Annotated in this window: 11 protein-coding genes; 7 read left to right on the top strand and 4 right to left on the bottom strand. The window is 64.7% G+C overall.

All coding sequences use genetic code 11. The features are described from left to right. The first annotated feature begins 186 nt into the window (after nt 1-186). The 5 genes from SF06_RS02790 (at nt 187) to SF06_RS18475 (ending at nt 3,594) form a co-directional block, all read left to right on the top strand. On the top strand, nt 187-1,215 hold the full coding sequence (locus tag SF06_RS02790) for an RnfABCDGE type electron transport complex subunit D (protein ID WP_027590819.1): 1,029 nt from the start codon (nt 187-189) through the stop codon (nt 1,213-1,215). A 4-nt stretch (nt 1,216-1,219) separates the two neighbouring features. After that, nucleotides 1,220-1,852, top strand: a complete 633-nt coding sequence (gene rsxG, locus SF06_RS02785; RefSeq protein ID WP_039559876.1) for an electron transport complex subunit RsxG — start codon at nt 1,220-1,222, stop codon at nt 1,850-1,852. Further along, entirely contained in the window at nt 1,849-2,562 is a 714-nt protein-coding gene (locus tag SF06_RS02780; RefSeq protein WP_039559874.1) for an electron transport complex subunit E, read from the top strand. The genes rsxG and SF06_RS02780 overlap by 4 nt, the downstream gene beginning before the upstream one ends. A 114-nt stretch (nt 2,563-2,676) precedes the next feature. Next, complete coding sequence (gene nth / locus SF06_RS02775; RefSeq protein ID WP_039559872.1) at nt 2,677-3,315, top strand: endonuclease III; 639 nt, start codon at nt 2,677-2,679, stop codon at nt 3,313-3,315. Between the two features lie 102 nt (nt 3,316-3,417). Beyond that, nucleotides 3,418-3,594, top strand: coding sequence for a PA3496 family putative envelope integrity protein (locus tag SF06_RS18475; RefSeq protein WP_027590823.1), 177 nt, complete (start codon nt 3,418-3,420; stop codon nt 3,592-3,594). Nucleotides 3,595-3,794: 200 nt separating this feature from the next. On the opposite strand, the gene SF06_RS02765 is transcribed toward SF06_RS18475, so the two are convergent. Then, a complete protein-coding gene (locus tag SF06_RS02765) occupies nt 3,795-4,394 on the bottom strand; it encodes an FMN-dependent NADH-azoreductase (protein WP_027590824.1) in 600 nt (199 codons plus the stop codon). Nucleotides 4,395-4,552: 158 nt separating this feature from the next. On the opposite strand from SF06_RS02765, the gene SF06_RS02760 reads away from it, so the two are divergent. Both SF06_RS02760 and SF06_RS02755 read left to right on the top strand, forming a co-directional pair. Beyond that, the gene (locus SF06_RS02760) at nt 4,553-5,473 is read left to right on the top strand and encodes a LysR family transcriptional regulator (protein WP_051587462.1); all 921 of its coding nucleotides are present in this window, start codon (nt 4,553-4,555) and stop codon (nt 5,471-5,473) included. A gap of 64 nt (nt 5,474-5,537) precedes the next feature. Then, on the top strand, nt 5,538-6,095 hold the full coding sequence (locus SF06_RS02755; protein WP_027590825.1) for a peptidylprolyl isomerase: 558 nt from the start codon (nt 5,538-5,540) through the stop codon (nt 6,093-6,095). Between the two features lie 127 nt (nt 6,096-6,222). Here the strand turns inward: SF06_RS02755 and SF06_RS02750 are convergent, their stop codons facing one another. From SF06_RS02750 to SF06_RS02740, 3 genes are all read right to left on the bottom strand, one after another. Beyond that, entirely contained in the window at nt 6,223-7,344 is a 1,122-nt protein-coding gene (locus tag SF06_RS02750; RefSeq protein ID WP_039559871.1) for a GNAT family N-acetyltransferase, read from the bottom strand. Nucleotides 7,345-7,633: 289 nt separating this feature from the next. Beyond that, the gene (locus SF06_RS02745) at nt 7,634-8,998 is read right to left on the bottom strand and encodes a DUF1329 domain-containing protein (RefSeq protein ID WP_027590827.1); all 1,365 of its coding nucleotides are present in this window, start codon (nt 8,996-8,998) and stop codon (nt 7,634-7,636) included. 27 nt (nt 8,999-9,025) lie between these two features. After that, nucleotides 9,026-11,047 carry a DUF1302 domain-containing protein gene (locus SF06_RS02740; RefSeq protein WP_039559869.1) on the bottom strand — a complete coding sequence of 674 codons (2,022 nt, stop codon included), beginning with the start codon at nt 11,045-11,047 and terminating at the stop codon, nt 9,026-9,028. Nucleotides 11,048-11,241: the final 194 nt, after the last annotated feature.

Raw genomic sequence — 11,241 nt, 5'->3', positions numbered from 1 at the left:
CGCTGCGCGAGTTTTCCACCCTACGAGCGACGGAACGGTTGACGTAGGGTGGACAGCGCTTTTCCTGTCCACCGAAAGGAGGCCGTTAGGCCTCCCCGGCGGCCAGGACAGCGCCAACCGCTGGAAGTTGAAACACAGGCTGCCGTCACGCCGACGGCGGCAAGACGTACAGGATTCGGAGCCCCCATGGCCCTGCCCCGCATCACCTCGCCCCATGCCATCGGGGCCAACCGCACCCAGCGCGTCATGCTGACGGTGCTGGCCGCCACCCTGCCCGGCTTTGTCGTGCTGACCTGGCTGTACGGCGCCGGCACGCTGATCAACCTGCTCTGGGCCAGCGCCCTGGCGCTGGGCATCGAAGCGCTGCTGCTCAAGCTGCGCCAGCGCCCGGTGCAGTTCTTCCTGCGCGACGGCAGCGCCCTGGTCACCGCCGTGCTGCTGGCCCTGGCGCTGCCGCCCTATTCGCCCTGGTGGCTGACCCTGATCGCCGTGCTCAGCGCCATCGCCTTCGGCAAGCAGCTGTACGGCGGCCTCGGCCAGAATCCGTTCAATCCGGCGATGGTCGGCTACGTAGTGGTGCTGGTGTCCTTCCCGGTGCAGATGACCAGCTGGCCGATTCCTCACGCCGTGGGCCTGCTCGACGGCTTCCAGCACATCTTCGGCCTGGCGCCGCTGGTGGACGGCTGGAGCCAGGCCACCGCCCTGGATGTGCTGAAGACCAACAAGAGCCTGACCATTGCCGAGCTGTGGAAGCAGCCGGCCTTCGGCCATTACGGCGGCATCGGCTCGGAAGTGGTCAACCTGGCGTTCCTCGCCGGCGGGCTGTTCCTGCTCGGCCGGCGGGTCATCGGCTGGCACGCGCCGGTGGGCATGCTCGGCGCCCTGCTGCTGATGAGCCTGCTGTTCTGGAACGGCTCGGGCTCGGACAGCCACGGCTCGCCGCTGTTCCACCTGCTCTCCGGCGCCACCATGCTCGGTGCCTTCTTCATCGTCACCGACCCGGTGTCCGGCGCCACCAGTACCCGTGGCCGCCTGCTGTTCGGCATCGGCGTGGGCATCCTGGTCTACGTGATCCGCGCGTGGGGCGGCTACCCGGACGGCGTAGCCTTCGCCGTGCTGCTGATGAACCTGGCCGCACCGACCATCGACTACTACACCCGTCCGCGCACCTATGGCCATGCCAAGGCCGAGCGCGGCCTCAAGCTGGGCGAATGAACCGATGAGCACTCTGGAAATCCGTCGCTCGATGCTCAGGAACAGCCTGGTCCTCGGCCTGTTCGCCATCGTCACCGTGGGCCTGGTGGCCTTCACCCAGCAGAGCACGGCCGAGCGTATCGCCCAGGCCGAGCGCCAGGCGCGGATCGACGCGCTGGCGCAGATCCTGCCGGCCGGCAGCTACGACAACGACCTGCTCGACAGCCAGCGCGAGCTGCGCCACGCCCTCCTCGGACCGCGCCCGGTGACGGCCTGGATCGCCACCCGCGAGGGCCAGCCTGCGGCGGTGATCCTGCAGGCCACCGCGCCGGACGGCTACAGCGGAGCCATCCAGCTGCTGATCGGCGTGCACTCCGATGGGCGCCTGAGTGGCGTGCGGGTCATTGGCCACCGCGAGACCCCCGGCCTGGGCGACAAGATCGAGCTGGCCAAGAACCGCTGGATTCTCGGCTTCGACGGCAAGTCCCTGCAGCAGCCCGGCGAAAGCGGCTGGGCGGTGAAGAAGGACGGCGGCCAGTTCGACCAGTTCGTCGGCGCCACCATTACCCCGCGTGCGGTGGTGAAGGCCGTGCATCAGGCCCTGCAATACGTCGATGCCCACCGCGATGAACTCTTCGCGCAGGAGACCGCCCGATGAGCACCAGCTACCGCGACATCACCGTCAATGGCCTGTGGAAGAACAACCCCGGGCTGGTGCAGTTGCTGGGCCTGTGCCCGTTGCTGGGCACCAGTAACTCGGCGGTCAACGCCCTGGGCCTGGGGCTGGCCACCGTACTGGTACTGACCTGTTCCAACGCCGCCGTGTCGCTGATCCGCGGTGCGGTGACCCCCGCCGTGCGCCTGCCGGCCTTCGTGATGATCATCGCCGCGCTGACCACCTGCATCGAGCTGCTGATGCAGGCTTTCACCTACGAGCTGTACCAGATCCTCGGCATCTTCATTCCGCTGATCACCACCAACTGCGTGATCCTCGGCCGCGCCGAGGCGTTCGCCGCCAAGAACACTGTCGCTCGCGCGGCGTATGACGGTCTGGTGATGGGCATTGGCTTCGCCCTGGTCCTGCTGGCCATCGGCCTGGTGCGCGAACTGTTCGGGACCGGCGCGGTGTTCGCCAATATGCAGCTGCTGTTCGGCCCGCTGGCCGCCAACTGGCAGATCACCCTGGTGGAGGATTACCAGGGCTTCCTGCTGGCCATCCTGCCGCCAGGCGCGTTCATTGTGCTAGGCCTGCTGATCGCCCTGAAGAACCGCATCGATGAGCAGCTGGCTGAACGCGCCAAGGCACGCGAGCCGGTCGCCGCGCCCGCCCCCAGCCGCCGCGTGCGGGTAACCGGGGTAATCGAGTAACTCGCGGAGCCTGTGGGAGCGAATTCATTCGCGAGCGTTTTGCCAGCCCCTGCATAAAAGCTCGCGGACCAGTCCGCTCCCACAGCGCGCCTTCCCCCCTTTGCGCAGAGAACCATGAACGCCGCCAAACGCCTGGAAATCTTCCGTCGCTTCCACGAGGACAACCCTCACCCCACCACCGAGCTGGCCTACAGCTCGCCGTTCGAGTTGCTGATCGCGGTGATCCTCTCCGCGCAGGCCACCGACGTGGGGGTGAACAAGGCCACCGCCAAGCTGTTCCCGGTGGCCAACACACCGGAAGCCCTCTACGCGCTTGGCTACGAAGGGCTGTGTGAGTACATCCGGACCATCGGCCTGTACCCGACCAAGGCGAAGAACGTCTTGGAAACCTGCCGCATCCTGATCGAGAAGCATGGCAGCCAGGTGCCCGACAACCGTGAGGACCTGGAAGCCCTGCCGGGCGTGGGCCGCAAGACCGCCAACGTGGTGCTCAACACCGCCTTCCGTCAGCACACCATGGCGGTGGACACGCATATCTTCCGGGTCAGCAACCGCACCGGCATCGCGCCGGGGAAGAACGTGCTGGAGGTGGAGAAGAAGCTGCTCAAGGTGGTGCCGAAGCAGTATCTGCTCGATGCCCACCATTGGCTGATCCTGCACGGACGCTACGTGTGCCAGGCGCGCAAGCCGCGCTGTGGCAGCTGCCGCATCGAGGATCTGTGCGAATACAAGCTGAAGACCTCTGACGATTGAGTCTTATAGACTTGACCCGCTGTTTTCATTGAAAAAATCTTTTTTACCCGCCGGATCGGAGTCGCTATAAGGTGCGCCATCGCACCCCGCCTGGAGTGACTCATGACCGAAAAAGCCGAACTCGAACTGGATGATGACTTCGTTGTTGAGAGCAACGAAGAAGCCGTTGAGCAGGTCGAAGTCGCCAAGACCAACCTGACCAAGCGCCGCATCATCGACAACCTGCTCGAAGAGCGCCGCCTGCAGAAGCGTCTGACCGATTACGACTACGACCTCTGATGTTGCCGAACAACAAAAAAACCGCCCTCTCGGGCGGTTTTTTGTTTCCGGCAGACCGTAGGGTGGACAACGCTTTCCTTGTCCACCATTGCCCCGGCAGCGGGCTGTCGTTCGGTGGAAAATCGCTGCGCGAGTTTTCCACCCTACGGTCAAACCGAGCACGGTATAGCCACTGCCCGACCCACAAATGAATCGTCTGATCAGGCGATCGCGGCGACTTTCGCCTGTGCGCTTTCCAGGCCCTTGGCAGCGGTGTCGCCGCCCATGTTCAGGCCTTCGGCATGGATGAACTCGACATCGGTGATGCCGATGAAGCCCAGCGCCTGGCGCAGGTAGGGTTCCTGGTGATCCAGCGGGCTGCCGGTGTAGATGCCGCCGCGGGCGGTCAGCACGTAGGCGCGCTTGCCAGTCAGCAGGCCCTGCGGACCATTGGCGGTGTACTGGAAGGTCACGCCGGCGCGCAGCACATGGTCCAGCCAGGCCTTGAGGGTGCTGGGGATGGCAAAGTTGTACATGGGCGCGGCCAGCACCAGCACGTCGGCGGCCTTCAGCTCGGCGACCAGCGCGTCGGAGCGCTGCGCGGCGGCCTGCTCGGCGGCGTTCTGCTGGTCGGCGGGCTTCATCCAGCCGCCAAGCAGATCCATGTCCAGGTGCGGCAGTGGCTGCTTGGCCAGGTCGCGAACCTGGATGCTGTCGGCCGGGTTGGCCTGCTTCCACTGGGCGACGAAGGCCTGGGTCAGCTGGCGGGAAACCGAACCTTCCTGACGGGCACTGCTTTCGATCACGAGTACGCGGGACATCTTTGACTCCAGAGGGTGTTCGAGGAATGGCGCACACTTTACCCAGAGTCATTTCGATCAAAAAGCGCATAATTCTGCTGATTTCAATCGAACCAGTTGATTAGTTCGCAGCCTCTCACTAGGCTCGAGCGCACCCCATTTTCACCGAGGCCGCCTCCATGAAAGCGCCCCGTGTCACCCTGGATCAGTGGCGAACCCTGCAGGCCGTCGTCGATCACGGCGGCTTTGCCCAGGCCGCCGAAGCCCTGCACCGCTCGCAGTCCTCAGTCAGCTATACCGTGGCCCGCATGCAGGAACAGCTGGGTGTGCCGCTGTTGCGCATCGAAGGCCGCAAGGCCGTGCTCACCGAGGCTGGCGCCGTGCTGCTGCGTCGCTCCCGCCACCTGCTCAAGCAGGCCAGCCAGATCGAGGACCTGGCCCATCAGTTGGAGCTGGGCTGGGAGGCCGAGGTACGCCTGGTGATCGACGCCGCCTTCCCCAGCGGGCGCATCGCTCGGGCCTTGACCGATTTCATGCCCAAGAGCCGTGGCTGCCGGGTGCGGCTGCGCGAGGAAGTGCTGTCCGGGGTGGTGGATGTGCTGCGCGAAGGCACCGCCGACCTGGCCATTTCCAGCCTGGAGATTCCCGGCTACCTGGGCACCGAGCTGGGCACCGTGGAGTTCGTCGCGGTGGCGCACCCGAACCATCCGCTGCACCAGCTGCGCCGCGAGCTGAGCTCGCAGGACCTGGAGAACCAGTTGCAGATCGTCATCCGCGACTCTGGCCGGGCCCAGCCCATGGATGTCGGCTGGCTCGGCGCCGAGCAGCGCTGGACAGTCAGCAGCATGGCCACTGCCGCGCTGTTCGTGCGACGCGGCCTGGGCTTCGCCTGGCTGCCGCGCCCGGTGATCGCCCGCGAACTCCACGAGGGTCGGCTCAAGGAGCTGCCCCTGCCCCAGGGTGGCATCCACCGGCCGCGCTTTCGCCTGTACGCCAACAAGGACAAGCCGCTGGGCCCGGCAACCCAGATTCTGGTGGAGTCCATCATGACCTTCGCGGACGCCGACCCTGACGAAGTCTGCCCCGGCGAGAGGCCCTGACCCCTTCGCAGAATTCCCGGCAGCCTCTATGCTGCCCCCATTCAAACCCCTCAAGGACGCACTCATGCTGAAGAAACTGACCCTGGGCGCCTGCGCCCTGCTGTTCACCTCTCACTTGCTGGCCGCCGACAATCCCCGCGTGCTGCTGGCCACCAGCCTGGGCGAGATCGAGATCGAGCTGAACGAGGAAAAGGCGCCGATCAGTGTCAAGAACTTCCTCGAGTACGTGGATAGCGGCTTCTACGACGGCACCGTGTTCCACCGGGTGATTCCGGGCTTCATGATCCAGGGCGGCGGTTTCGATGCGCAGATGCGCCAGAAGCCGACCCATGCGCCGATCCGCAACGAGGCGGACAACGGCCTGCGCAACGATCGCGGCACCCTGGCCATGGCCCGCACCCAGGTGCGCGACTCGGCCACCAGCCAGTTCTTCATCAACCACAGCGACAACGAATTCCTCAACCACGGCCCGCGCGACTTCGGCTATGCGGTGTTCGGCAAGGTGGTGCGCGGCATGGGCGTGGTCGACCAGATCGCCCAGGTGCCGACCGGCAACCGCGGCATGCACCAGAACGTGCCGCGCGAGGCGGTGGAAATCATTTCGGCCAAGCGGGTGGAATGATCCTCGCCTGAGGCAAGGGGAGTGTTAGCCGCGACCGGAGCGTCGCGGCTACAGTTCGTAGGGCGGGCGGCGCTGTTCCGGCCGCCGCTCCCTCGCTATCGGTTGCCAAGGCATCGCCTTGACCACCCTACACCTTCCGGTATGGCAGGTGACCGCGCGCCTCTTGCAGGTAGGCGCTCACTGCCACCCGCTCCTCTTCGAGAAACCCCACCACCGCGGCCCGCAAGCCGGGATGCAGCAGGTAATGCCAGGAGCGCGTCAGCACCGGTTCGAAGCCGCGCAGCAACTTGTGCTCGCCCTGGGCACCGGCCTCGAAACGCGCCAGCCGCTGTTCGATGCTCCAGTCGATGCCCTGATACAGGCAGGTCTCGAAATGCAGCCGGTCAAACTCCGCCAGGCAACCCCAGTAGCGGCCAAATAGGCAGTCATCGCCCTGCAGCGAGAAGGCCATGGCCACCGGCCGCCCGCGCTGCCGCGCCAGCACCACGCGCAGTGCCGCTGGCATGCGTTCGGCCAACAGGCTGAAGAAGCCACGCGGCAGGTAGGGGTCCTGGCCGCGTACCTGATAGGTGCGGGCGTAGCAGGCATGGACGAAGTCCCAGTCCACCTCGCGCATCTGGCTGCTGTCGCGCCATTCGAACTCGATGCCCTGGCCCGCCACCTGGTCGCGCTCCTTGCGCAGCTGCTTGCGCTTGCGGGAACTCAGGGTGTCGAGGAAATCCTGAAAGTCCCGATAGCCCCGGTTGAACCAGTGGAACTGGCAGCCCATGCGCTCCAGCCAGCCGCTGCGCCCACGCAACAGGGCGTCATCCGCCGGCTGGGTGAAATTGATATGCCAGCCGGATTCCCCCTGCTCGGCCAATTGCGCCTCGCCGGCCTCCAGCAACTGCGCCAGCGCTGCCGGGGCGCCCAACAGGCGTGCGCCAGGCACCGGGGTGAATGGCACGCCACTCAATCGCTTGGGGTAGTAGGCGATGCCGGCGCGCCGGCAGGCATCCGCCCAGCCCCAGTCGAACACGTATTCGCCGTAGGAGTGCAGCTTGCGGTAGGCCGGGGCAGCGGCAGTCAGGCGGCCTTGCGCATCGCGCATCATCCGATGAGCAGGTAGCCACCCCGTGCCAGGGCCGACCGCGCCGCTGTCTTCCAGACTGCTCAGGAATGCATGACGCAGGAAAAGCTGTCCGGCAGGCAACAGGGCATCCCAGTCGCTGGCCGGGAGGTCGGCGAGGCGGTCGATGGTATCGGTCATGGGACAACCCTACGCGGGCGGGAGTGCGGAGGGAAGTGCTGGCGAGCCGACGCTGCTGATGGGGCGGACACTCGTCTGCGGGCCCTGTGTGACTCCCCAGAAGCTCGCGAATGAATTCGCTCCCGCAGGTCTACGCACCGCATTGCTCGCGAACTCTTGTGCAGCATCTCAGAAGCTTGATGAATTCACCCCCACAGACTGAGGGCTCGTCAGTGCCTGGCCCTAATGAAAAAGCCCACGCGCGAAGGCGTGGGCTTTGTGTTCCGGCCTTGCGCCGGAAGGTGTTGCGTTAACGCACGCCGGACTGGCGCAGGGCTGCCGGGGTGAACTCGCTTTCGGTGGCGGTAAAGCCGAACTCGTAGGCGCGCTTCTCCTCGTTCTTCATGCCCAGGGCCAGGTAACGACCGGATTGTAGGTCGTAGCTGGTTTCCAGGGTGTACCACGGTACCTGGTTGTCGTAGTAGTACTGGGCATGGGCTTCGGAGACACGCCACAGGTTACCGCGGCCATCGTACTGATCGATGATTGCGGCCTGCCAGGTGTCCTCGTCGATATAGAAGTCACGCTTGGCATAGATGTGGCGCTCGCCGGACTTGAGGGTGGCTTCCACGTGCCAGACGCGGTGCAGCTCGTAGCGGGTCAGATCCTGGTTGATATGACCGGCCTTGAGGATGTCCGAGTACTTGAGGTTCGGGGAGTCCAGGCGGTAGCTGTTGTACGGGATGTACAGCTCCTTCTTGCCGACCAGTTTCCAGTCGTAGCGATCCGGGGCACCGTTGTACATGTCCAGCTGGTCGGAGGTGCGCATGCCGTCGGCAGCGGTACCCGGACCGTCATAGGACACCTGCGGGGCACGACGCACGCGGCGCTGACCAGCGTTGTACAGCCAGGCCAGACGCGGTTCCTTCACCTGGTCAAGGGTCTCGTGCACCAGCAGTACGTTACCCGCCAGACGCGCCGGGGCGGTCACGCGCTGCTTGAAGTAGAACAGCACGTTGCTCGGCTTGCTGGGATCGTAGTCCTTCAGGGCTTCGCGGAAGGCGAATTCCTCATTGAAGTACACGAGGTTGTAGGAGCCGTTCACCTGCGGAGTCGCCTGAGTCACCATGCGGCGCACGCTGCCACCGCGGTAGCGGGTGATGTGGTTCCAGATCACCTCCAGTCCGTTCTTCGGAATCGGGAAGGCGTTGGCGACGCGGAAGTCCTCCAGGCCGTTGCCGCCGGCCAGCAGCTTGGTGCGCGTGGCGTTCTGGCGGGTGGCCTGAATCACGCTCTCCGGCACGGTGGCGGTGCGGTGGGTGGTGAACACCGGCATCCGGAAGGTATCCGGGTAGCGCTTGAACATCGCCAGCTGGCCAGGGGTCAGCTTGTCCTTGTACTGCTCGACATTCTTGGCGGTGATGGTGAACAGCGGACGTTCGGCAGCGAACGGATCGGACAGGAAGCCACGGCTGTCGACGGTACCGGCATTCTTCGGCAGGCCACCGGTCCAGGCCGGAATGGTGCCGGCGGCGTTGCCGGCCTTCTCAGCGCCCAGCGGGGTCAGGGTGGTGCCCAGCTTGGCAGCCTCGGACTCCGGGACGGCAGCCATCACGCTGCCTGCCAGGAGGGAGATCGCCAGTACGCCGGTCTGCATCAGGTTTTTTGTTTTCATAGGTGCATTTCCTTCAATACAGGCCCGTTAGAAGTTCACGCCGAAGCTCAGGGCCACGAAGTCGCGGTCGTCCTGGGTCGAGTACTTGCCGTCGAAGAAGTCGGTGTACGACAGGTTCATGGTGTAGGTGTTCTGGTAGTCGGCGTTCAGACCCACGCTGATGGCCTTGCGGTCTTCCTCGAAGTTGCCGCCTGGACCGGGGGAGTAACCCTCGACGTCATGCGACCAGGCCAGGTTCGGCTGCAGGTTCACACCCAGGAAGGCGTTCGGGTAGTCCCACACGGCGCGCAGGCGATAGCCCCACGAGTTGGCGGTGGTGAAGCCGTCGTCCTCGCAGTAGCGACTCAGGTTGCGCTTGTCGGCGGTGTTGGCCAGCGTGCCGGCGTTCAGCGACTCGCAACGGCCATTGGGCAGCGGTCCCGGCCCGAAGATCGGGTCGCGGCCATAGCGCTTCACGCTGGTATCTTCCAGGCCCCCGACGTGAGTCCAGCCGACCTCGCCCACCACCGTCACGCGCGAGGCGCCCATGACCTGATCGAAGAAGTGGGTGAAGGTGGTTTGCACCTGTGTGATTTCCTTGCGCTCAAAGCCATGGCGGGTTGAGCCAGGTGTGGCCTGCAGTACCGAAACGGTCGGATCCAGCGGAGTCAGCGCGCTGTACAGCACGTCGGTTGTGTTCAGTTGCACCGGCGCGTTGTCACGGTAGCTGATCTCGCCCTGCCACGCGGTACCGGTGGGCAGCGTGGTGGAGAAGCTCAGGCCATACAGGCGGATGTCTTCAGGGTATTCGATGAAGTACTCGCCGGCACCGGCTGCGACCGCTGACGCGACCCCCGTACCAATGGTTTGCAACTGCTGGGCGATAATCCCCTGAGCCGTCGTCGAAGGCACACCTCCGGGACACAAAGCAGGAGCGGCCAAACACACCTGGCCAGCGACAGTTGACTGCAATGCAGCACCGGCTGCCTGGCCTGCAGCGCCGGCAGCCTGATACGCCGACAGCGGTCCCGCCTTGCCACTGAAGATCGGCAGACGGCTGTGATAGTTCATGAAGTAGGCACCGAACTCGGTGTCCAGCGGCTCGAACATATAGCGAAAGGCAATACCCCACTGGCCATCATCCTTTGGCGTGACATCCTTGCCGCGGCCAACCAGAACACCCTCGCCATAGGGGCTAATATCGAAGCCGTTCGCCGCGACAAGGCCTGCAGCCGGCGAGCTGGTGGCAGTCAGGTATGCCAGCGCTGCGTCATACGCGGCACCGAGCCCTGGGTTCAGCACCGCCAGGTTGTTATCACACCCCGGCGCCACCACATCCGGCTGCGAGAAGAAGGTGCCGCAGTTCTCCACCACGGTCGGGTCCCACTCGATCTGATAGAACGCCTCGACGGACAGGTTGTCGGTCAGGCTCTGGCCGACATAGAACATGTTGACCGGGATGAAGGCTTCCTTCAGCTCGGCGCCGGGACGGCGCAGGGCGGAGACGTCGGCCGGGTTGATGGAGTTGATGCCACCCTGGATGAAGGTGCTCTCACCCCAGCTCACCACCTGCTTGCCAAGGCGCACGCTGCCCGGCAGGTCGGCGATGGCGTAGTTGTAATAGACGAAGGCATCCAGCAGCTCGGCGCCAGAGGATTGCGCCAGGCGCTCGCGACCCTTGTCGGAGATTTCCTTGAAGGGGCGGTCTTCGTCCTTGAGTTCGAAGTCGTACCAGTATTTGCCGCGCAGGAAGGCACCCATGTCGCCGTAACGCAGTTCCAGGTCATGCACACCCTTGAAGATCTTCGAGAACGTCTCCCCACGTTTGAAGTTCAGGTGTGAATCATCGGAAGTCTGCGACAGACCGCGGCCACCGTTGTTGGCGCCGATCAGGTCCTGGTTCGGCTTGGAGGTAGCCCAGCTGGCACCCACCGAGAGGGAAGAGTCGAACTGCGCTTCGATCTCGCCGATATTGAAGTTCAGAGCGAATGCCGGTGCCGACAGGGTCGAAGCCAGGCTGATCGCCAGCGGCAGTCGGGCCCGACGCCAGAACGGTTTGGTTGTTGTCATCGACGCTACTCCATTTTTGTTGTTATGCCTGCGGGCGACTATAACCAGCCACGCGGCCGGCCTGATCCCCCGAAAGAGTGATTTGCGCTCCTCGAAGGCGTCTGGCTCGCCAGTTTGCGACGTACAGCAAAACCTTTCGCCGCTTCCCCCGGAGCAATAACCAAGCCAACGCTTGCTTGACTGATCGGTCACGC

The organism is Pseudomonas flexibilis (genome assembly GCF_000802425.1).
Taxonomy (GTDB): Bacteria; Pseudomonadota; Gammaproteobacteria; order Pseudomonadales; family Pseudomonadaceae; genus Serpens; species Serpens flexibilis.
This window is presented reverse-complemented; position numbering and strand designations above follow the sequence as displayed.